This window comes from Halobacillus sp. HZG1 (assembly GCF_035818575.1).
Classification (GTDB): domain Bacteria; phylum Bacillota; class Bacilli; order Bacillales; family Halobacillaceae; genus Halobacillus; species Halobacillus litoralis.
Genome location: NZ_JAYLVQ010000086.1, coordinates 183320 through 204750, shown reverse-complemented (window position 1 = coordinate 204750; position 21431 = coordinate 183320). Strand labels below are relative to the sequence as shown.

The following is a 21431-nucleotide window of genomic DNA, read 5'->3' as shown; positions in this document are numbered from 1 at the left end:
AAGCAGGAGTTTTATGAAATAACGTCATTTGAGGGTATAGGAAAAGCTGTTGGTTTCTTCCTTTGTTGCATAGAATACGCATCTATGATATATTTTTTATGGTGAGAAGAGTGATACGAACGACGAAAGAGTGGGGCAACCCACTCTTTCGTCATATTCCAGCCTCTTGCTTGTGGAGAAACTTCGATGCATGAGGGGTTTTAGTACCCGCGAGACGAACCGCTATGATCTTATGTCATAGCGGTTTCTCATGGTACTTGCATATACGGCCCCCATTACTTAATGAAATGAGCGAATACATCCCATAATAATAAGTACTAACCATTACATTGTGTTCGAAGGAGGGAAGAGCATGAGCAATCATGTTACATCCGTTACAGAACGTCTTGTCCAGCCGATCCTTGAGGATATGAACCTCGAACTTGTCGATATTGAGTACAAGAAAGAAGGTCAAAACTGGTACCTTCGCGTTTTCATCGATAAAGAAGGCGGTGTGGACATAGAAGAATGCGGACAAGTATCTGAACAATTGAGTGAAAAATTAGATGAAGAAGATCCCATTGAAATTCCGTATTTTCTTGAAGTTGCATCACCAGGGGCAGAACGTCCTTTAAAGACAGAAGCAGACTTTAAGAAGTTTGTTGGTGAGTACGTGTATATGAAACTCTATGAACCGATTGATGGGGAGAAGGAGTTTGAAGGCACACTAAAGTCCTTTGAAAATTCCGTGGCAACTGTAGAAATTCGTATTAAAACACGTAAGAAGCAACTGGAAGTACCATATCAAAAGATTGCTAAAGCCAATTTAGCTGTCACGTTTAATTAAGGGGGAGAAGACTGTTGAGTAGTGAACTATTTGATGCCATGAATTATTTAGAAAAGGAAAAAGGCATCGACAAAAATCTTTTATTGGAAGCACTTGAAGCAGCATTGATTTCTGCTTATAAGAAAAACTTCAATTCCGCAACGAACGTCCGTGTGGATATTAATGAAGAAGAAAGTGCCATGAAAGTTCTTGCGCGAAAAGAAATCGTAGACGAAGTGATGGACCCGCAGCAGGAGATCTCTTTAGAAGAAGCGAAAGACATTGATCCGAACTATGAGGTTGAAGATGTCATTGAAGTAGAAGTGACACCTATGGATTTCGGTCGTATCGCAGCTCAAGCCGCTAAGCAAGTCGTTACGCAGCGTGTCCGTGAAGCGGAACGCGGCATCATTTACGGCGAATATGTCGATCGTGAAGAGGACGTCATGACTGGGATCATCCAAAGGAAAGATCCCCGCTTCGTCTATGTAAATCTTGGGAAAATTGAAGCTCGTCTTCCAGAAGGGGAGCAAATGCCGACCGAGACTTATGAAGTTCATGATCGCCTCAAAGTATTTGTGACGAAGGTGGAAAACAGCAATAAAGGGCCACACATCTATGTATCCCGTACACACCCAGGGCTTTTGAAGCGCTTGTTTGAGATGGAAGTACCTGAAATTTATGACGGTACAGTCGAAGTCATGTCTGTAGCGCGTGAAGCCGGCGACCGTTCAAAAATCTCTGTATATGCTGAAGATCAGGAAATCGATCCGGTTGGCTCTTGTGTGGGTCAAAGAGGTCAACGTGTTCAGGCGATCGTAAATGAACTGAAGGGTGAAAAAATTGATATTGTTCAATGGTCTGAAGATCCCGTTGAATATGTGTCGAATGCGTTAAGCCCTTCTAAGGTCGTCGAAGTGCTTGTAGATGAGGAAGACAAGGCGACAACGGTAATTGTTCCTGATTACCAACTGTCCCTTGCCATTGGTAAACGTGGTCAAAACGCTCGTCTTGCAGCTAAATTGACAGGCTGGAAGATCGATATTAAGAGTGAAAGTGAAGCACGTGAACAAGGTCTTCTTTCTACAGAAGAGACTGATGTTGAAGAGGAAGACTTTTTCGACGAAGAAGTGTCTGAAGATTAAGGAGGGGTAGAACGATGACCCGTTCCAAAAAACAACCATTAAGAAAATGTGTCGTCACACAGGAAATGGTTCCTAAGCAGCAATTGATCCGTGTAGTGCGCAATAAAGAGGGAGAGGTTTTTGTGGACGATACAGGGAAAAAGAATGGACGCGGAGCCTATCTCATGAAAAACCTAGAAATCATTGATCAGGCTGAAAAGCAACAGGTGCTGAACCGTCACCTTAAAACCAAGGTGGATGAAAACATCTACGAGGAATTGAGAGCAAAAGTGAAGGCTGACCCATCATGAGCGGCAGCTATTTGAACCTGTTGGGACTGGCCCTTAGAGCCGGGAAGTGTACGCTCGGTGAAGAATCGATTGTACGAGACATTCAAAGACAGAAAGCTAAGCTCGTCCTCATTGCCAATGATACAGGGAAACAAACAAAAAAGAAGCTGACAGATAAATGCAGCTTCTATGAAATACCTTGCTATGAAGTCGATGATCGAGACACATTATCACAGGCTATCGGAAAGGCAGGGAGAGTCGCGATCGCAGTTCTTGACCAAGGATTTGCGAAAAAGTTGCAATCGCTACTCGATGAATCTATTCGGGGGTGAAGATTTTATGAGTAAAATGCGCGTATACGAATATGCCAAGAAAAACGAACTATCTAGTAAACAAGTGATTCAAAAACTGCAAAATCTGAATATCGAAGTGAACAACCATATGTCCACTTTGGAAGAGGATGCAGCGAAGAAGCTGGACCAGGCATTTGGAAAAGGCCAAGCACCAAAAGCTCAAAACCAGAATAAATCAAAGTCTCAAAAGCCTAACAATAATAAAAAGCCAGCAAACAAAAAGCAAAGAAACAACAACCAGAAAAACAACAAACCTGCAGCACAGCAGGCACCTAAAAAGTCTAAAAAGCAGACACCTGAAAAAATCACTTATTCAGGCAGCCTCACGGTTGGAGAGCTTGCAGAAAAACTGAACAAGGACTCTTCAGAAATCATCAAAAAGCTTATGTTCCTAGGCACAATGGCTACCATTAACCAGGAACTTGATGGAGATTCCATTGAATTAATCTGTGAGGAATTCGGTGTAGAAGTCGAAGAAGAGGTCATTGTGGACGAGACGGACATTGAGAACATGGTGTTCGATGACGAACCTGAAGATCTGCAGGACCGCCCTGCTGTCGTTACCATCATGGGTCACGTAGACCACGGAAAAACGACGCTTCTTGACCAGATCCGTAACACGAAAGTGACGGAAGGCGAAGCCGGTGGAATCACCCAGCATATTGGTGCTTATCAAATCGAAGACAATGGCAAGAAAATTACGTTCCTTGATACACCAGGTCACGCTGCATTTACAAGCATGCGTTCCCGTGGTGCTCAAGTGACTGATATCGCCATCCTTGTTGTTGCTGCGGATGATGGAGTTATGCCCCAGACAAAAGAAGCCATCAGTCACGCGAAAGCAGCAGAAGTACCAATTATCGTTGCGGTCAATAAGATGGATAAAGAAGGCGCGAATCCTGACCGTGTGATGCAGGAGCTTATGGAATATGAGCTGATTGCTGAAGACTTTGGTGGAGAAACGATCTTTGTGAAAATGTCCGCCGTTAACGGAGAAGGTATCGACGATCTAGTTGAAATGATCGGTCTTGTATCCGAGATGGAAGAATTGAAAGCCAACCCTGAGCGAGCTGCTTATGGTACGGTTATTGAAGCAGAATTGGATAAAGGACGCGGTCCTGTAGCCACATTGCTGGTTCAGAACGGTACCTTAAATGTCAGTGACGCCATTGTAGTGGGGAATACCTGGGGGCGCGTCCGTGCTATGGTGAACGATATCGGCCGTCGCGTAAAAGTTGCCGGGCCTTCCACACCAGTAGAAATTACAGGGTTAAACAATGTTCCTCAGGCAGGCGACCGCTTCCTAGTCTTTGATGATGAAAAGAAAGCGCGCTCTGTAGGGGAAGCACGTGCTCAAAAACAATTAGAAGAAAACCGTGGCTCTAACGCAAAAGTAAGCTTAGACGACTTGTTTGATCAAATCAAACAAGGCGAGGTTAAAGAAATCAACCTGATTGTTAAAGGCGATGTGCAGGGATCAGTAGAAGCCCTTGCTGGATCTCTTGAGAAGATTGAAGTGGAAGGTGTGAAAGTTAAAATTATTCACACAGGTGTCGGTGCCATAACAGAATCTGACATTACACTCGCTTCTGCTTCCAATGCAATTGTTATTGGTTTTAACGTCCGTCCTGACGGGAATGCTAGAAAAGCAGCTGAGGCAGAAGATGTAGAAATCCGTCTTCATAACATCATTTATAAGGTGATGGAAGAGATCGAAGCGGCTATGAAAGGGATGCTCGATCCAGAATATGAAGAGAAAATCATCGGTCAGGTGGAAGTCCGTGAAATCTTCAAAGTATCTAAGATCGGTACAATTGCCGGTTCTTACGTTACAGATGGTAAAATCGGCCGTAATTCCGGTATCCGTGTCATTCGCGATGGTGTCGTCATTTACGAAGGTGAAATCGATGCTCTGAAGCGATATAAAGATGATGCAAAAGAAGTGCAACAAGGATACGAATGTGGAATTACAATTAAGAACTTCAATGACATTAAAGTAGGCGACATCATTGAACCATTTGAAATGCAGGAAATCGAACGTAAATGATCGTAAGCGCAGAAGTGGATGGTATCATTTATGATGCGCAGTCACTGAAAAACAAGCGTGCGGTTTTGAAACGCATCATGACCAGGCTGAGGAACGAGTTCAACATTGCTGTAAGTGAACTTGAATATCAAGACTTATGGCAGAGAACTCGGATCGGCCTCGTCACTATTGCTAGTGATAAAGTGATTGCGGAACAAACGATGCAGCAAGCTTTGGCTTTCATCGATTCATTTCCTGAATTTGAACGGACAGAGACCCATCAGGAATGGCTGTGATGTCTGGTTAGAAGAGGTGAGAATACATGAACGATTTAAGAGCGAACCGCGTTGGAGAACAGATGAAAAAAGAGATGAGTGACATCATCAGTAAGAAAATCAAAGATCCACGTGTAGGGTTCGTCACCGTTACTGAAGTGAAAGTGACAGGTGATTTACAACAAGCAAAAGTTTATATTTCTGTATTGGGTGACGATAAACAAAAACATGATACCCTCGTAGGTCTTGCGAAAGCGAAAGGGTTTATCCGATCTGAGATCGGCCAGCGAATCCGTCTGCGTAAGACTCCGGAAATTATGTTTGAGTTTGACGAAGCGATCGAAAGAGGAAATCGTATTGAAACGATTCTTCGCGATTTAAACGATACGGAAGAATGACAGTAAAATCCGTGCTGGATCCAGCACGGATTTTATATAGGATTAAAGAAGTTTCGAGGTGAGAGGTAAATGGACGGGATTCTTCCATTATGGAAGCCAAAGGGTTTTACTTCCCATGATTGTGTCAGTAAGGCCCGTGGTATGTTGAAAACGAAAAAGGTCGGTCATACAGGCACCCTTGACCCAGAAGTAGAAGGGGTGCTGCCTCTTTGTGTAGGGAAGGCGACGAAAATCGTTCCTTTTTTAACAGAGACAGATAAAGTGTATGAAGCTTCTGTTACGCTCGGGTATGCCACAGACACCGAAGATGCTACAGGTACGACGGTGGAAACAACTCCGGTAAATGAACGCATTTCCCTGGAAACGATCAACGACGTACTTAGTACTTTTAAAGGATGGATTACGCAGACACCACCCATGTACTCTGCGGTAAAAGTTAACGGAAAGAAGCTTTATGAATATGCCCGTGAAGGATTGGAAGTGGAGCGACCTTCAAGGGAAGTACACATCAAACACATCGAAATGATGCCACCTGAACCTAAGCAGGACGGCGACACCTTCACTTTTTCTTTCCGTGTGATCTGTTCCAAAGGCACCTATGTGAGGACCCTATGTGTAGACATTGGCAAGTCTTTTGGATACGCCGCTCACATGTCCTCTTTGGTACGGACACAAACAGCAGATATTACAAAGGAAGACTGCTATTCCTTCGATGAGATTCAAAAGGTGGTAGATGAAAGCAAAGGGGAACAATTACTGCTTCCTTTATCCAGAGGGCTTGCCCATTTGGACTCCTGGGAAGTCGATGTGGAACAGGTGGATAAAATTAAACACGGACAAGTATTCAATAAACCTGCTCATGTTCATGCAGAGCAATTTGCAGTGACCTATGCTGGGGAGGTCTTGGCCATTTACCAGCAGCACCCAAGAAAAGAAGGTCTTATTAAGCCGCTACGTGTATTTTAATGCACTCATTTTTAAATGGTTGAAATAAGACTTACTGAAGAACATAAGCATAGTTTTTTATCAGAGTTTGTTGGTTTTCCTTGCATTTCATTCGAAAAAAATGTACTCTTTAATATGGAACCTTCGCTTGGCGGAACGTAACTCCGACGGCCGCTCGGGGAAAGGGAATTCTAAATTTTATCAGGAGGTGTAGCTATAATGGCTATCACACAAGAACGTAAGCAAGAACTAATCAATGAGTACAAAACTCATGACAACGACACAGGATCTCCAGAAGTACAAATTGCTGTACTAACAGAGCAGATCACTACTTTGAACGAGCACCTTCGTGCTCACAAGCAAGACCACCACTCTCGTCGTGGATTGCTTAAAATGGTAGGTAAGCGTCGTAACCTATTGAACTACCTTCGTAATAAGGACATTACACGTTACCGTGAGCTAATCAAGAGCCTTGGCTTGCGTCGCTAATGTATGGGAAAAAGCGGGAGTTATTCCCGCTTTTTCTGTATGTTTACATACAGAAGGGTGTAAACTGACAATAAACCCTTATAATGAAATAAGAAGAGTTATCGAGAGGAGTTAAGTTCTATATGGCAGAAGAAAAACAAGTGTTTTCCATTGACGTAGCCGGTCGTACTTTTTCCGTGGAAATTGGCGAGTTGGCGAAACAAGCGAATGGTGCAGCACTCATTCATTACGGAGATACGACTGTCCTTTCCACGGCTACCGGAAGTAAAGAGCCGAAGGACCTGCCGTTTTTCCCTTTGACAGTAAATTATGAAGAGCGTCTTTACGCTGTAGGTAAAATTCCAGGTGGATTCATCAAACGAGAAGGTCGTCCAAGTGACAAGGCGGTCCTTGCTTCCCGTCTTATTGACCGTCCGATCCGTCCATTATTCCCTGAGGGATATCGAAATGATGTACAGGTGATCAGCTCTGTTATGAGTGTGGATCAGGATTGTTCTTCAGAAATGGCTGCAATGCTAGGGTCTTCCATTTCTTTAGGTGTTTCTGACATTCCTTTTGAAGGACCGATTGCAGGTGTCATCGTTGGACGAGTAGATGGTGAATTTGTCATCAATCCTACCGTTGAACAACAGGAGAAAAGTGATATCGACCTTACAGTAGCGGGTACGAAAGATGCCATTAATATGGTTGAAGCCGGTGCCAATGAAGTTTCTGAAGAAGACATGCTTGAAGCGATCATGTTCGGACATGAAGAAATCAAGCGCTTGGTTGCCTTCCAGGAAGAAATCGTTGAAGCCGTAGGTCGTGAGAAAATGGAAGTGCAGTTGTTCGACCTCGATGCTGAACTGAAAGAGAAGGTCAAAGGAGAAGCAACAGACGCCATTGTTCAAGCGATCAAAACGGAAGAAAAGAAAGCTCGTGAAGATGCCATTGCCCAAGTGAAAGCTGATGTGGTTGCTTCTTACGAAGAGCAGGAAGCAGACGAAGAAACAATTAAACAAGTAGGCTCCATATTAGAAGATATGGTAAAAACAGAAGTGCGCCGTCTCATTACGAAAGATAAGATTCGTCCAGATGGCCGTGGTGTTGACGTTATTCGACCACTGACTTCCCGTGTAGGATTGCTTCCACGTACACACGGTTCCGGATTGTTCACACGTGGTCAAACCCAGGCCCTTAGTGTATGTACCCTTGGAGCTCTTGGTGATGTACAGATCCTTGACGGTCTTGATCTTGAAGAGTCCAAGCGTTTTATGCACCATTACAACTTCCCTAAATTCTCTGTTGGAGAAACTGGCCCGATCCGTGGACCTGGTCGACGTGAAATCGGTCATGGTGCTTTAGGTGAACGTGCGCTTGAAGTGGTTATTCCTTCTGAGAATGAATTCCCTTACACCATCCGACTAGTGTCTGAGGTCCTTGAATCAAATGGTTCTACTTCTCAAGCGAGTATTTGTGCAAGTACCCTTGCTATGATGGATGCGGGTGTTCCAATTAAAGCACCAGTTGCAGGAATTGCGATGGGACTTGTGAAATCAGGTGATGATTACACAATCCTGACAGATATCCAAGGCATGGAAGATGCTCTAGGAGACATGGACTTTAAAGTTGCCGGTACTGAAAAGGGAGTAACAGCCCTTCAAATGGATATCAAGATTGAAGGTCTTTCCAGAGAAATTCTTGAAGAAGCATTAGCTCAGGCGAAAAAAGGGCGTATGGAAATCCTTGGTCACATGCTTGAAACGATTCCTGAAACTCGCAAAGAACTTTCCGCCCATGCTCCGAAGATCATGACGATGAAGATTAATCCAGACAAAATCCGTGATGTCATTGGACCAAGCGGCAAACAAATCAATAAAATCATTGATGATACTGGTGTGAAAATTGACATCGAACAGGATGGCACAGTGTTCATTTCCTCTACAGATGCCAGCATGAATACAACAGCTCAGAAAATCATTGAGGATATCGTACGTGAAGTAGAAGTCGGCGAAGTTTACGATGGTAAAGTGAAACGTATCGAGAAGTTCGGTGCTTTTGTAGAGCTTTTCAAAGGAAAAGAGGGACTTGTCCACATTTCTGAAATGGCTGAAGAGCGCATTGGTAAAGTGGAAGACATCGTCTCCCTTGGCGATACAATCAAAGTTAAGGTTAAAGAAATCGATAACCAGGGAAGAATCAACCTTTCCAGAAAAGCGATCCTTCTTGATGAGAAGAAAAAACAGGAAAATGTTGAACAATCTTAATAGGGTTACGTAAAGAAGAGATACTGGCTTGCCAGTCTCTTTTTTTTGCCTGAATTTCAGCATCTGAGTGTTATGAGGATGTTTCCGTTAGTATGATTTTGGTCTAGAAGTAGGACCTGTCCCATAGGATGGTATAGGGGTGATGGTCCATGAGCTTCAGATTAATCGTATTATTCAGCGTCAATCTCTGTTTTTTTATAGGGTTTGGCATGGCTTTTTTGACTGCAGACCATGTCGTAACCGTCAATAAAGAAGATACCATCTACCAAAAAATCCAGGATGAAAAAGAAGAGTTCGAATGGGAAGCGCAGGATGCGAAAATTGATTCTGTTTGGAAAAAGACACCTGGGATTGTTGGTCGCAAAGTAGATGTCGACGCTTCCTATAAAAAAATGCAAAAATACGGGAAGTACAATCCTGAATTGTATGTCTATAAATTGATCAAACCAGAAGTTTCTTTAGAGGATTTACCAGCTTCTCCAATCTATAGAGGACATCCAGATAAAGAAGCCGTTTCTTTTCTAATCAATGTCTCCTGGGGTGAAGAATACATTCCGGATATGGTTGAGATTTTAAATGAATATCAAGTGAAAGCAACATTTTTCATTGATGGAGCTTTTGCGAATGATTTTACACACCTCGTGCAGATGATTGAAGAAGAAGGACATACAATCGGAAGTCATGGGTACAGACATAAGGACATGGGGAGGATGACAAAGGAGCAAGCGAAAGCGAATCTAGAGCAGGCGGATGAGCTCTTATTCGCTTTAACAAAGGAAAAAGTGAAATATTTCGCTCCTCCATCCGGAAGTTATAATACGGCTACTGTTGAAGCCGCAGATGAAATGGATATGGAAACCATCTTATGGACAGTGGATACAATCGATTGGAAAAAACCAACATCTGATGTGTTAATCACAAGGGTGATGGACAAAGTCCATAATGGGGCAACCATTCTCATGCATCCGACTGATGTGACAGTAAAAAGTCTGCCGAAACTCATTGAGCAGATTAAAGATCAAGGGTATAAACTGACTTCACTGCAAAAATTATTGAGTGAAGAGAGATAGAGAAGAAGGAGAGAAGCTCTTGTGAGAATGACATCTCTAGCCCAAAAACAAGTGATTGATGTAGAGAATGGAGAAAAATTAGGCATTTTAGGAAAAGCAGACTTGATCATTGACCCAGATTCAGGAGTAATCAAGTCATTGGTCATTATGAATCACGGATTTATTGGATTTGGGTCTTCCAAAAAGGCGATGACAATCGATTGGAGTCAAATTGAGACCATTGGTGAAGAGACGATCCTCTTAAAAAAAAGGTGAACACTGCAGCCTGTGCTGCAGTGTTTTTTTGTTTACTAATCGAAATCACTAACTCCGCATTCCGGCATAGGATACAAGGAGATAAGATACTAGATAAAGGAGACATCCGGGATGCTAACAGGATATCATGTAGCAGTCATAGGGGGCGATGCCCGGCAGATCGAACTTATTCGAAGGTTGAATGAGTGGGATGCCACCGTCTATTTGGCTGGGTTCGACCAATTGAATGAAAGCTTTAGAGAAGCCATCGATCTTGATTTTGACAGCGATCAGGTGGAAAAATTAGATGCCATCATCCTTCCTGTACCGGGTACGGACTCGGAAGGCAAGATTGAAGGGATATTTTCCAACCAGTTGATTCACTTATCAGAAGAATGGCTGAAAAGAACGCCTGCCCATTGCCAAGTATTTTCTGGAATCGCTAATGATCATTTAAAAGATTTAGCTGCTAAAACCAATCGTACACTCATCCCCTTGATGGATCGGGATGATGTTGCCATTTATAATTCTATTCCTACTGTAGAAGGAACGCTCATGTTGATTATTCAACATACCGATTTTACGATACACGGCTCTAAAATTATCGTGCTTGGGCTTGGTAGGGTAGGGATGAGTCTTGCGCGCACGTTTGACCACCTTGGTGCCAAAGTATCTGTTGGAGTACGTTCATCAAAGGCAGCAGCAAGAGTTTATGAAATGGGTCTGGAACCGATTGATATGAAGGACATGGCGAAGGCAGATATGTCCTGTGATATCTTACTGAATACCGTTCCACATCTGGTCGTAGATGCTTCGGTTATTAAGCAGCTGCCTTCTCATGCGATGATTTTGGATCTTGCATCAAAACCAGGAGGGACCGATTTCCGTTATGCAGATAAACGCGGGATCAAAGCATTACTCGCACCAGGTCTCCCTGGGATTGTAGCTCCAAAAACGGCAGGTAGAATCATAGCAGATGTGGTATCACGAATCGTTCAGAAAGGTTCACGAAAGGAGAATGAATGATGTCTATATTAAAAGGAAAAGTGATTGGGTTCGGGTTGACCGGATCCCATTGTACGTACCATGAGGTATTTCCTGTTATGCAGGAGCTCGTTGATCTTGGAGCAACTGTGGTACCTGTTCTATCTTACACGGTACAAAAAACCGATACCCGCTTTGGTGATGCTTCCGATCATTTAGAAAAAATAAAAGAGATTACTGGGGAAGAACCAATTTTGACGATTCCTGATGCGGAACCTCTCGGACCTAAAAGACCTTTGGACTGCATGCTTATTGCGCCTCTTACGGGGAATTCGACGAGTAAATTTGCCAATGCGTTAACAGATTCCCCTGTATTGATGGCTGCTAAAGCGACTTTGAGAAATGAAAGCCCTGTTGTTGTAGCCGTTTCAACCAATGATGCTCTCGGATTGAATGGTGTGAACATTATGCGACTCATGGCTACGAAGAACATCTACTTTGTACCTTTAGGTCAGGATCATCCTTTCAAAAAGCCGAATTCGTTGGTAGCAGATATGACATTAATTCCTAAAACGATTGAAACAGCGCTTGAAGGAAAGCAGCTTCAGCCCGTCTTAATTGAAAGGTATCCGAATTAATATCTTTTTTTCATACCAGGTGTTCTTGTAAATATGATAAAATAACAAAAATAGTGACATGTCTTACTATTCTTACAAATGATATACAAGAGAGGATGCCGAATATGAGTGAAACGAAAAAATATAATGTAGCTGTCGTCGGAGCAACTGGTGCTGTCGGTCAAAAGATGCTGGAGACGTTAGAAGATCGAAAGTTCCCTATTGAAAACTTAAAGCTTCTCTCATCAAGTCGATCAGCAGGAACGAAAATGGTATTTAATGGCCAGGAATATACACTCGAAGAAGCGAAGCCTGAGAGCTTCCAAGGAGTAGACATTGCTTTGTTTTCTGCGGGAGGATCTATATCTAAGAAACTGGCTCCTGAAGCTGTGAAACATGGAGCGGTTGTCATCGATAATACGAGTGCTTTCCGTATGACGGAAGATGTACCTCTCGTCGTACCTGAAGTGAACGAAGCAGATATCAAGGAACACAAAGGAATTATTGCCAATCCAAACTGTTCGACTATTCAAATGGTGGCTGCCCTTGAGCCGGTTCGTAAAGCCTTTGGCATGAATCGTGTCATTGTTTCCACTTACCAGGCGGTTTCCGGAGCTGGAAATGAAGCAGCTGAAGAATTGCGTGAACAATCTCAATCCTTTTTGAATGGGGAAGAGCTTGAAGCGAATCTTCTTCCTGTCAAAGGGGATAAAAAGCACTATCCCATTGCATTCAACGCATTACCCCAGATTGACGTTTTTCAGGAGAATGGGTACACATTCGAGGAAATGAAAATGATCAACGAAACGAAAAAGATCATGCATGCTCCTGATCTTTCTGTGGCTGCTACTTGTGTACGCCTTCCTTTCTTCACATCTCACGCGGAGAGTGTATATATTGAAGTAGAAAAAGAAGGGGTTACGGTAGAAGAAGTGAAACAGTTGATGAATGAAGCGCCTGGAATCGTTCTCGAGGATGATCCTGCTACACAAACGTACCCGACACCATTGAGTGCGGCAGAAAAGCGAGATGTTTTTGTCGGCAGAATCAGAAAAGATCTCGATGATGAAAAAGGATTCCATTTATGGGTTGTATCAGATAACTTGTTAAAAGGTGCAGCATGGAATTCCGTGCAGATTGCAGAACGTTTGATTGCGAATGAGTGGCTGTAAACTTTTATTGAGTTGAGGTGGCCAAATGAAGCTACTTGTACAAAAGTTCGGTGGAACGTCCGTCCGGGATCAGAAGAGTCGGTCCCGGGCCATCCACCATGTGAAAAACGGCTTGAAAGAAGGATATAAAATCGTCGTTACTGTTTCAGCTATGGGGAGAAAAGGAAGTCCATATGCCACGGATACACTGCTTGGGTTAATTGACTTCCCGAAAACAAGCGTTTCGCCAAGAGAGCAGGATCTGATGATGTCATGCGGGGAGACGATTTCTTCTATCGTTTTTGCACATGAGTTGAATCAGGCGGGAGTAAACGCTGTTTCGTTAACAGGAGCTCAGGCAGGGATAATGACTAATGGGGATTTTACGAAAGCTAAAATTACTCAATTAAACCCTGGCAGGATATTAGAAGAACTGAAGACATATGAAGTCGTAGTCGTGGCAGGATTTCAGGGGCAAACGATTCACGGAGAAGTCACAACGATTGGCCGTGGAGGCAGTGATACAACGGCTGCTGCCTTGGGAGCGGCTTTGCATTCTGATTTTATCGATATCTTCACTGATGTAGAAGGGATCATGACGGCAGATCCAAGACTGGTTCAAGAAGCGAGACCCCTAAACACCATCACGTACAATGAGATATGCAACTTGGCATATCAAGGAGCTAAAGTGATCCACCCACGGGCTGTGGAAATTGCTATGTATGCAAAAGTCCCCATCCGTGTACGCTCCACATACTCTGATCTTCCTGGAACACTTGTCACAGGGACGAAAGAAGATCGAACTGGAAGAGACATATCCGAACGCACCGTAACTGGAATTGCTCATATGGATGGCCTCACACAAATAAAAGTTCAATCGAAAGAAGATCCTTCCAAACTACAATCGGATGTATTCAAATCCATGGCTTCCGCCAACATTTCTGTAGACTTCATCAATATATCTCCGAGCGGTGTCCTTTACACCATCAACCACATCTTTACAGACAAAGCCATCCAAATACTTGAAGAACTAGGCTACGAACCAGAAGTGAGAGAAGGCTGTGCCAAAGTTTCCACAGTCGGAGCCGGCATAACAGGGATTCCCGGGGTAACGGCAGAGATTGTTCAGACGTTGACTGACCGGGGGATTCAAATTCTACAATCCGCCGATTCCCACACGACGATCTGGGTCCTAGTCAAGGAAGATGACCTAATAGAAGCCGTCAACGCTCTCCATAAAACTTTCCGATTGAGCAAAGCACCTAAGAAAGGGGAACAATTGACATGAACTTCGGAAAGGTCCTAACTGCCATGGTGACTCCGTTTGATCGACATGGTGAGATTGATTTTAATAAAACGACCGACCTGGTGGAATATTTATTAAAGAATGGATCCGACGGCCTTGTTATTGCCGGAACCACGGGTGAATCTCCGACGCTGACAGCTGATGAAAAAGTAAGCTTATGGCGGCATGTCGTCAAAACCGTTGACGGTCGAGCGCCAGTCATCGCCGGTACAGGAAGCAACAGTACAGAATCATCCATAAAATTATCCAAAAGAGCGGAAGCCACTGGCGTGGATGCCATTATGCTTGTTGCCCCTTACTACAATAAACCGAATCAGGAAGGTCTCTATCAACATTTCAAAACCATTGCAGGATCGGTGAAGCTTCCTGTGATGATTTATAATGTTCCGGGCAGGTCAGTCGTACGAATTCAACCAGAGACCATTATTGAACTTTCTAAGATTGAAAACATTGTCTCTTTAAAAGAAGCTACTGGAGACCTGGAAGGGATGGCCAACATTCGTGCATGCACGGATGAGCACTTTTCCATTTACAGCGGAGATGATCACCTTACCCTTCCTGCCTTTGCTGTCGGTGCAAACGGCATCATATCGGTTTCCTCTCATGTCATTGGAAATCAGATGCAAACGATGCTCTCCCTTTTTGAAGAAGGAAAGTGGAAAGAAGCGGGAGAACTCCATCGAATGCTTTTGCCAGTGTTTAATGGGATGTTCAACGCTCCTTCTCCCGCCCCTGTGAAAGCAGCTTTGAAAATTCGGGGTCTTGAAACCGGTGGAGTAAGGCTGCCGCTGGTTCCTTTAACTAAAGATGAAGAAGCAGCCGTTGCATACTGCTTACAGCATATTACCTAAACCAGGGCCATCCCCCTGGTTTTTTAATTGATCTCTTATAGACAAGCGCCGGTTCAGGACTATTTTGATTCTAGGGGTGTGACACGGAGTCTTACCCTATCCTGCCACATCCTTTAAAAAATTCAATGAAGGACTTATGAAGAATGTGAACAACAGCTTCATGTTGAAAGTATGTTTCACATCGTTTGAGTCATACTACGGGAAAAGAGCGAAAGGAGATCGATCCATGAAAGACGACTCTAAAGAAAAAGATCAATCCAAATCGCAATCCTCTCTCGTTGACAAGATTCAGCAGCTTGGACAAAGCAATGTCCCTCAGCCTGCTGATTCCAATATTCATGTGCTGCCGATTATCGGGCAGGTTGAAGGACATGTTCAGTTGCCATCACAAAATAAAACAACGAAGTATGAGCATTTGATTCCTCAATTGATTGCGATTGAACAAAACCCTAAAATTGAAGGTTTGGTCGTCCTGTTAAATACAGTTGGAGGAGACGTTGAGGCTGGTCTTGCCATCTCTGAAATGATTTCGTCCCTATCCAAACCAACAGTATCCATTGTGTTAGGAGGGGGGCACTCCATTGGTGTGCCAATTGCTGTCTCTGCTGATTACTCGTTTATCGTTGAAACGGCGACGATGACGATTCACCCGATACGTATGACAGGGCTTGTCATTGGTGTTCCACAAACATTTGAGTACATGGATAAAATGCAGGATCGTGTCATCAGTTTTGTGACAAGGCATTCCAATGTAGTAGAAGATAAGTTCAAGGAGCTTATGTTCGATAAGGGAAATTTAACTCGGGATATCGGAACGAACGTTGTGGGTCAGCAAGCAGTGGATCACGGTCTTATTGATGCTGTCGGTGGTGTGAAAGAAGCCATGTCCAAACTGAATGAGCTTATTGAGCAAAGAAAAGGTCCTGACCAGCAGGTGGTTCAATGACCATTCTATACACTCCCTTAAGTGAACATGACATTTTTCCAATGGAAGAAGAAATGTCTGTGGTGTATCATGAGCATAACAATTGCCCATTAATGTGTCGCAAATCGGAAGATGGTAGAAAACAGATTATGCAAGTCCTTTCGACAGATCCCTCTCATTATATGGATCCGGATCTTCAACCAGGACAATGGTTGGACTCGTAACATTGTAGATGGCTATGGTATAATAGAATAAATGAGTGACTGGATGCCGGTGCTGTATTTCTTCATGAATATTGAAGGAACCATCGGCATTTTTCTCGTTTTAGTTATACATATGGGGAGGAAAGACCATGGCTGGAAAAAGAAAAAAGAAAAAAAAGCAATCGAATATGAAAAGCCATTTAAAGTTTGAACTTTTAGGGCTGTTCTTCCTCTTCATTGCAGTCATCGGAAGCGGTGCTTCTGCTATTAGTGATGGAGCGGTTCCAGGAGGATTGGAGAGGTTCTGGCAGTTCTTGTTTGGGGTATGGTACTTTATTGCCTCCCTGTTCTTTTTAATTGTTGGTGTGTATTTAATGGTAAAAAGAAAATGGCCTGCATTTTTACATAAACGTCTGTTGGGTGTGTACACCATAGTCACGGCTTTACTCTTATTCACACACCTTGAAACTCTTTCAGCTGAGCTTGGCTCTGGCGAAGGTTCCATTTTTGCCATGACTTGGGACAGAATCACCGGAATGATGAGGGGAGAACTCCCGTTTTACAGTATTGGCGGAGGATTGACAGGTGCCATCCTGCTTTCGATCAGCTATTACCTCTTTGCTAAAGCTGGAGCAGCCATTTTGTCGTTTTTCCTATTTATCATTGGTGTGATTTTTGTCAGTGAAAAATCCATAGGTGAGCTTTTTGCTAAGCTTGGTCGAAAAGTGAAAGAGATGAGCACAGAACAAGTACAGAAGATGAAAGAACAAAAAGAGCAGAAAGCAGAAAAGAAAAAACAGGCATTAGAAGAACAGGACGAAGATACAGTGGTTTATGAATTGAATGATACGGCGAATGATCAGGAAGAAGAAGACCAAGAGCCGATTATCCAGGACTTCACAGATACTGCTTATGCTTCTGAGAAAACGAACAAGCCTGTTGAAAATGTTACGGATGACCAACAGGATGTCGACGAGGTAAACATCGAAAAATCGATGCCGACCGCTGAACTTGAAAACATGGATTACCAGTTACCAAGCCTGGAATTGTTGGATGAGCCTACCTCAACCCCACAAAGTCAGGGGCGTTCGCACATCCAGGCAACCGTAAGGAAGCTTGAAAAGACATTTCAAAGCTTTGGTGTGAAAGCGAAAGTAACCAAAGTTCATGTGGGGCCATCTGTAACGAAGTATGAAGTGTATCCGGATGTTGGAGTAAAAGTAAGCAAAATCGTAAACCTGAACGATGATCTTGCCCTTGCCTTAGCGGCGAAAGATATTCGGATTGAAGCCCCGATTCCAGGAAAATCAGCGGTTGGAATTGAAGTGCCGAACCAGGAAGTTTCCATGGTTTCCTTACGTGAAGTATTAGAAACGGGTAAATCAAAACCAGATGCGAAGTTAAGCTTTGCCCTTGGAAGAGACATCTCGGGTGAAGCAGTCATGTCAGAATTGAATAAAATGCCACACTTGCTTGTCGCAGGTGCTACTGGTAGTGGTAAGAGTGTTTGTATTAATGGAATCATCACAAGTATCTTGATGAGAGCAAAGCCCCATGAAGTGAAAATGATGATGATCGATCCGAAGAAGGTGGAATTGAATGTCTATAATGGGATTCCACACCTTCTAGCTCCGGTTGTCACAGACCCTAAGAAAGCTTCACGCGCCTTGAAGAAAGTAGTGTCTGAAATGGAACGAAGGTATGATCTTTTTTCAGATACAGGCACAAGAAATATTGAAAGCTACAATGAATATATTAAAAAGCATAACAAGGAAAATGAAGACGAACAGCCTCAACTTCCATACATCGTTGTCCTTGTAGATGAGCTTGCAGACTTAATGATGGTTGCCTCAAATGAAGTGGAAGACGCCATCACCCGTCTTGCCCAAATGGCCCGTGCAGCAGGTATTCATTTAATTATCGCCACTCAGCGTCCTTCGGTAGACGTCATCACTGGTGTCATCAAGGCTAATATTCCTTCCAGAATTGCTTTCAGTGTATCTTCACAAACGGATTCGAGAACGATTTTGGATTCCGGGGGAGCAGAAAAGCTATTGGGAAGAGGGGACATGCTGTTTACGCCTGTCGGATCCAACAAGCCGACACGGGTGCAAGGTGCCTTTTTATCTGATGAAGAAGTGGAGAGGATCGTTAACTTCTGTGTAGAGCAGCAAAAAGCGCAGTATCAGGAAGAGATGATTCCGGAAGAAGAAAGTGAAGTTAAACAGGAAGTAGATGATGATCTTTATCCGGAAGCTGTTCAGATGGTCATCGAAATGCAGAGCGCTAGTGTCTCTATGATTCAAAGACGTTTTCGTGTCGGATATACAAGAGCAGCCCGCTTGATCGATGCCATGGAAGACAACGGCATCGTAGGACCTTATGAAGGCAGTAAACCACGTGCTGTCCTTGTTTCACAGCAAGCAGAAGAACAACATACTTCATAAATCTTAAAAGGATCCAACCTAATTAGGTTGGATCTTTTTTTTCGTGTGCTTCATTAATGACATGACCAAAGCTTTCCTATTTACTTATTAAACTAACTGGCAGGATTGTGGGAGACTTGATTTCGAGACTTTCGTTGGAGTTTAGGGGCTCCGGGAAAAGGTTCGCTTTCCGTGGGCGAGTGATGAGCCTCCTCGAGCTAACGCTCTGCGGGGTCTCATCTACCACGCACTTTCCACAGGAGTCTCACCGTTTCCCTCCGCCCCTTTGCCATATGAGGTTCTCGAAACCCCTCTTATATTACCTTGCCTAAAACTGTTATAAATCCTCCTTAAACCGCATTGATATAGGATTCTCAACCATAAAAGCTCCTATTGCTGGAAGGTAGTTTCGAGAATTTCTTCCCCGCAGCCCTATCTACCCAACAAAAGTCTCGAAACAGAGGATTCAAGAAAAGGGAGCGTTTCTATTATAAATGTATATATTTCACAATAATGGAATGCTGATCTAAATCTATCAAACGCTTACACGGAAATGAGTCAAAATTCATAAAAATGTCCTAATTCTATTTATTTATTTATCGAATAGTGTTATATTATTGTCAAAATGTGATGTGTCGAACGTCAGAGGTCAGATCTCTAGACGTATAGTTCAATAGACTTGGGGTGAAAGTGATGTCCATCAGACAAGATACTCGACATCTTTATTTACAGGTGATCGAGCAGATTAAACGCGATATTGAAAACGGTATCTTTTTAGAAAAGCAAAAATTGCCTTCCGAATTCCAACTTTCCAAATCGCTCGGGGTTTCAAGGGCGACGTTGAGGGAAGCACTAAGAATTTTAGAAGAAGAAGGTGTGGTTACTCGAAGGCATGGGGTGGGTACTTTTGTTAATCCGAAACCCCTGTTCACGTCCGGAATTGAGGAATTAGATAGTGTGACAGGCATGATTGCAAAGTCAGGAATGACCCCGGGATCTCAGTATTTGTCTGCAGAGCTCATCGAACCGACAGAAGAAGATCGGAAACGATTCTCTCCACTGGAAGTACATAGTATTGCGAAGGTCGAACGTGTTCGGACGGCTGACGACCAGCCAGTGGTTTATTGTACAGATAAAATTCCTGAAGGTTTACTCCCCATCGATCAAATCAGGGAATCTGATTCCTTATTTAACGTTTTAGAGCGCTATACAGGGAAAACGATTGGCTATGCGGTGACACATATTGAACCGATTGGCTTTCATGAAAGGATTTCTCCGATTTTGAATTGTGAACCCGACCAAGCGCTCTTACTTTTAAGACAAATGCATTACTCTCAGGACGATGTTCCAATGTTACTTTCCTCCAATTACTTCCGAGCTGACAAGTTCAGCTTTCACGTACTAAGAAAAAGAGTGTAAGGGCTTACAAAAGTGTGACAGATTCATTTTAGGGAGGTGAGGCTGGTCATAGATTCTAGAAATCTGCTGGATTTTGATTAACGTCATACTAAACAATTAGGGGGTAATCGTTTTGTTGAAAAGTCGTTTTCTTATGGTTCTAGTATTTCTTTTAACTTTTGGTGTATTTTTAGCCGCTTGTGGTTCTTCAGAAGAAGAGGGTGAGTCCAGTGGCAGCGGTGATGATTCTGGCAGTGAGGAATCTTCTGGAGAAGAAAACAGCGATTTCTCTGTAGCTATGGTTACAGATGTGGGTGGGGTTGATGATAAGTCATTCAACCAATCCGCGTGGGAAGGCTTACAGGCTTTCGGTGAAGAATATGACATGAGCAAAGGGGAAGGGATTGATTACGCTCAATCTGAGAGTGATGCCGATTACGCGACAAACCTGAACCGTCTTGTTCGTCAGGATTATGATTTGATTTATGGAATCGGATACCTTCTTCAACCGGCAATCGCTGAAGTTTCTGAACAATATCCAGACACAAACTTCGCGCTTGTAGACTCCGTCCAAGAAGGCGATAACGTCGCGAGTATCGTGTTTAAAGAGCACCAGGGTTCTTTCCTTGCAGGTGTAGCTGCAGCCAACAAGACAAACACGGATAAAGTCGGCTTTATTGGTGGCGTTGATGGAAGCTTGATCAACAAGTTCGAAGCAGGATTCGTTGCAGGTGTTAAATCTGTGAACCCTGAAATTGAAGTAGAAGTAGAGTATGCAGAGAGTTTCAATGATTCCCAAAAGGGACAAGCGATCGCGTCCAACATGTACTCCAAAGATATCGATGTCATTTACCATGCTTCTGGTGGTACAGGTAACGGTGTATTCGCTCAGGCAAAAGACATCAAGAACAGTAACCCTGATGAAGAGGTATGGGTCATTGGTGTAGACCGTGACCAACATGAAGAAGGTCAGATCGGTGACTCCAACGTCACATTGACATCCATGGTTAAACGTGTAGATATTGCTGTTCAAGAAGTAGCAAACCAAGCGATGAACGGAGAGTTCCCTGGAGGGGAAGTTCTTGAGTTTGGTCTTGCTGATGATGCCATCAGCATTGCCCGCACAAACGAAGAAGCGATGACAGAAGAAATCGTTTCTGCTGTTGAAGAGTGGAAAGAGAAAATCGTCAACGGTGACGTTGAAGTGCCAAGCACACGTGAAGATCTTCAAACATTCTTAGATTCAATGTAACAATTGTCAGAAAGGGCTGGTGAGAGCCGGCCTTTTCTTCTGTCAAGGAAAGTCATCAAATGA

Annotated in this window: 22 protein-coding genes; all 22 read left to right on the top strand. The window is 43.4% G+C overall.

What is annotated here, in order from left to right:
* Positions 1–352 precede the first annotated feature (352 nt).
* The 22 genes from rimP (at position 353) to VKA52_RS20025 (ending at position 21368) form a co-directional block, all read left to right on the top strand.
* Positions 353–826, top strand: coding sequence for a ribosome maturation factor RimP (rimP, locus tag VKA52_RS20130; protein WP_160913259.1), 474 nt, complete (start codon positions 353–355; stop codon positions 824–826).
* Positions 827–840: 14 nt separating this feature from the next.
* Positions 841–1950 carry a transcription termination factor NusA gene (nusA, locus tag VKA52_RS20125; protein WP_160913261.1) on the top strand — a complete coding sequence of 370 codons (1110 nt, stop codon included), beginning with the start codon at positions 841–843 and terminating at the stop codon, positions 1948–1950.
* Between the two features lie 14 nt (positions 1951–1964).
* Positions 1965–2240, top strand: a complete 276-nt coding sequence (gene rnpM, locus VKA52_RS20120; RefSeq protein ID WP_160913263.1) for an RNase P modulator RnpM — start codon at positions 1965–1967, stop codon at positions 2238–2240.
* Complete coding sequence (locus tag VKA52_RS20115) at positions 2237–2551, top strand: YlxQ family RNA-binding protein (RefSeq protein WP_160913265.1); 315 nt, start codon at positions 2237–2239, stop codon at positions 2549–2551. Before rnpM ends, VKA52_RS20115 begins: the two co-directional genes overlap by 4 nt.
* A gap of 7 nt (positions 2552–2558) precedes the next feature.
* A complete protein-coding gene (gene infB, locus VKA52_RS20110; protein WP_326316973.1) occupies positions 2559–4619 on the top strand; it encodes a translation initiation factor IF-2 in 2061 nt (686 codons plus the stop codon).
* On the top strand, positions 4616–4894 hold the full coding sequence (locus VKA52_RS20105) for a DUF503 domain-containing protein (RefSeq protein ID WP_089652373.1): 279 nt from the start codon (positions 4616–4618) through the stop codon (positions 4892–4894). Before infB ends, VKA52_RS20105 begins: the two co-directional genes overlap by 4 nt.
* Positions 4895–4920: 26 nt before the next feature.
* A complete protein-coding gene (gene rbfA / locus VKA52_RS20100; protein WP_075037583.1) occupies positions 4921–5271 on the top strand; it encodes a 30S ribosome-binding factor RbfA in 351 nt (116 codons plus the stop codon).
* A 69-nt stretch (positions 5272–5340) separates the two neighbouring features.
* Entirely contained in the window at positions 5341–6237 is an 897-nt protein-coding gene (truB, locus tag VKA52_RS20095; RefSeq protein ID WP_326316971.1) for a tRNA pseudouridine(55) synthase TruB, read from the top strand.
* 198 nt (positions 6238–6435) lie between these two features.
* A complete protein-coding gene (gene rpsO, locus VKA52_RS20090; RefSeq protein WP_128522718.1) occupies positions 6436–6705 on the top strand; it encodes a 30S ribosomal protein S15 in 270 nt (89 codons plus the stop codon).
* A 122-nt stretch (positions 6706–6827) separates the two neighbouring features.
* Positions 6828–8951 (top strand): polyribonucleotide nucleotidyltransferase, encoded by a 2124-nt coding sequence (gene pnp, locus VKA52_RS20085; protein WP_326316970.1) that lies wholly within the window; start codon positions 6828–6830, stop codon positions 8949–8951.
* Between the two features lie 149 nt (positions 8952–9100).
* The gene (locus VKA52_RS20080; RefSeq protein WP_160913272.1) at positions 9101–10021 is read left to right on the top strand and encodes a polysaccharide deacetylase family protein; all 921 of its coding nucleotides are present in this window, start codon (positions 9101–9103) and stop codon (positions 10019–10021) included.
* Between the two features lie 27 nt (positions 10022–10048).
* Positions 10049–10276: a YlmC/YmxH family sporulation protein gene (locus VKA52_RS20075; RefSeq protein WP_202412449.1), complete on the top strand. Its 228-nt coding sequence runs from the start codon at positions 10049–10051 to the stop codon at positions 10274–10276.
* A 111-nt stretch (positions 10277–10387) separates the two neighbouring features.
* A complete protein-coding gene (dpaA, locus tag VKA52_RS20070; protein WP_326316968.1) occupies positions 10388–11281 on the top strand; it encodes a dipicolinic acid synthetase subunit A in 894 nt (297 codons plus the stop codon).
* Positions 11278–11877: a dipicolinate synthase subunit B gene (locus tag VKA52_RS20065; protein ID WP_370550837.1), complete on the top strand. Its 600-nt coding sequence runs from the start codon at positions 11278–11280 to the stop codon at positions 11875–11877. Before dpaA ends, VKA52_RS20065 begins: the two co-directional genes overlap by 4 nt.
* A 104-nt stretch (positions 11878–11981) precedes the next feature.
* Positions 11982–13028, top strand: coding sequence for an aspartate-semialdehyde dehydrogenase (gene asd / locus VKA52_RS20060; RefSeq protein ID WP_160913280.1), 1047 nt, complete (start codon positions 11982–11984; stop codon positions 13026–13028).
* 25 nt (positions 13029–13053) lie between these two features.
* On the top strand, positions 13054–14295 hold the full coding sequence (gene dapG / locus VKA52_RS20055) for an aspartate kinase (protein ID WP_326316966.1): 1242 nt from the start codon (positions 13054–13056) through the stop codon (positions 14293–14295).
* A complete protein-coding gene (dapA, locus tag VKA52_RS20050) occupies positions 14292–15164 on the top strand; it encodes a 4-hydroxy-tetrahydrodipicolinate synthase (RefSeq protein ID WP_326316965.1) in 873 nt (290 codons plus the stop codon). Before dapG ends, dapA begins: the two co-directional genes overlap by 4 nt.
* 226 nt (positions 15165–15390) lie before the next feature.
* Positions 15391–16110 carry a ClpP family protease gene (locus VKA52_RS20045; RefSeq protein WP_206945078.1) on the top strand — a complete coding sequence of 240 codons (720 nt, stop codon included), beginning with the start codon at positions 15391–15393 and terminating at the stop codon, positions 16108–16110.
* A complete protein-coding gene (locus VKA52_RS20040) occupies positions 16107–16313 on the top strand; it encodes a YlzJ-like family protein (RefSeq protein WP_160913287.1) in 207 nt (68 codons plus the stop codon). Before VKA52_RS20045 ends, VKA52_RS20040 begins: the two co-directional genes overlap by 4 nt.
* Before the next feature lie 128 nt (positions 16314–16441).
* Positions 16442–18739 carry a DNA translocase FtsK gene (locus VKA52_RS20035; RefSeq protein WP_326316964.1) on the top strand — a complete coding sequence of 766 codons (2298 nt, stop codon included), beginning with the start codon at positions 16442–16444 and terminating at the stop codon, positions 18737–18739.
* Between the two features lie 672 nt (positions 18740–19411).
* Positions 19412–20137, top strand: a complete 726-nt coding sequence (locus VKA52_RS20030) for a GntR family transcriptional regulator (RefSeq protein WP_160913291.1) — start codon at positions 19412–19414, stop codon at positions 20135–20137.
* 115 nt (positions 20138–20252) lie between these two features.
* Entirely contained in the window at positions 20253–21368 is a 1116-nt protein-coding gene (locus VKA52_RS20025) for a BMP family lipoprotein (RefSeq protein ID WP_326317098.1), read from the top strand.
* The last annotated feature ends 63 nt before the right edge of the window (positions 21369–21431 follow it).

What these genes read in the sequence shown, in the direction of transcription:
- rimP (WP_160913259.1), top strand. Translation starts at nt 353, where the DNA reads ATGAGCAATCATGTTACATCCGTTACAGAACGTCTTGTCCAGCCGATC.
- asd (WP_160913280.1), top strand. Translation starts at nt 11,982, where the DNA reads ATGAGTGAAACGAAAAAATATAATGTAGCTGTCGTCGGAGCAACTGGT.
- dpaA (WP_326316968.1), top strand. Translation starts at nt 10,388, where the DNA reads ATGCTAACAGGATATCATGTAGCAGTCATAGGGGGCGATGCCCGGCAG.
- infB (WP_326316973.1), top strand. Translation starts at nt 2,559, where the DNA reads ATGAGTAAAATGCGCGTATACGAATATGCCAAGAAAAACGAACTATCT.
- dapA (WP_326316965.1), top strand. Translation starts at nt 14,292, where the DNA reads ATGAACTTCGGAAAGGTCCTAACTGCCATGGTGACTCCGTTTGATCGA.
- pnp (WP_326316970.1), top strand. Translation starts at nt 6,828, where the DNA reads ATGGCAGAAGAAAAACAAGTGTTTTCCATTGACGTAGCCGGTCGTACT.
- rpsO (WP_128522718.1), top strand. Translation starts at nt 6,436, where the DNA reads ATGGCTATCACACAAGAACGTAAGCAAGAACTAATCAATGAGTACAAA.
- VKA52_RS20035 (WP_326316964.1), top strand. Translation starts at nt 16,442, where the DNA reads ATGGCTGGAAAAAGAAAAAAGAAAAAAAAGCAATCGAATATGAAAAGC.
- VKA52_RS20030 (WP_160913291.1), top strand. Translation starts at nt 19,412, where the DNA reads ATGTCCATCAGACAAGATACTCGACATCTTTATTTACAGGTGATCGAG.
- rbfA (WP_075037583.1), top strand. Translation starts at nt 4,921, where the DNA reads ATGAACGATTTAAGAGCGAACCGCGTTGGAGAACAGATGAAAAAAGAG.
- VKA52_RS20080 (WP_160913272.1), top strand. Translation starts at nt 9,101, where the DNA reads ATGAGCTTCAGATTAATCGTATTATTCAGCGTCAATCTCTGTTTTTTT.
- VKA52_RS20075 (WP_202412449.1), top strand. Translation starts at nt 10,049, where the DNA reads ATGACATCTCTAGCCCAAAAACAAGTGATTGATGTAGAGAATGGAGAA.
- VKA52_RS20045 (WP_206945078.1), top strand. Translation starts at nt 15,391, where the DNA reads ATGAAAGACGACTCTAAAGAAAAAGATCAATCCAAATCGCAATCCTCT.
- rnpM (WP_160913263.1), top strand. Translation starts at nt 1,965, where the DNA reads ATGACCCGTTCCAAAAAACAACCATTAAGAAAATGTGTCGTCACACAG.
- dapG (WP_326316966.1), top strand. Translation starts at nt 13,054, where the DNA reads ATGAAGCTACTTGTACAAAAGTTCGGTGGAACGTCCGTCCGGGATCAG.
- truB (WP_326316971.1), top strand. Translation starts at nt 5,341, where the DNA reads ATGGACGGGATTCTTCCATTATGGAAGCCAAAGGGTTTTACTTCCCAT.
- VKA52_RS20115 (WP_160913265.1), top strand. Translation starts at nt 2,237, where the DNA reads ATGAGCGGCAGCTATTTGAACCTGTTGGGACTGGCCCTTAGAGCCGGG.
- VKA52_RS20105 (WP_089652373.1), top strand. Translation starts at nt 4,616, where the DNA reads ATGATCGTAAGCGCAGAAGTGGATGGTATCATTTATGATGCGCAGTCA.
- VKA52_RS20040 (WP_160913287.1), top strand. Translation starts at nt 16,107, where the DNA reads ATGACCATTCTATACACTCCCTTAAGTGAACATGACATTTTTCCAATG.
- VKA52_RS20065 (WP_370550837.1), top strand. Translation starts at nt 11,278, where the DNA reads ATGATGTCTATATTAAAAGGAAAAGTGATTGGGTTCGGGTTGACCGGA.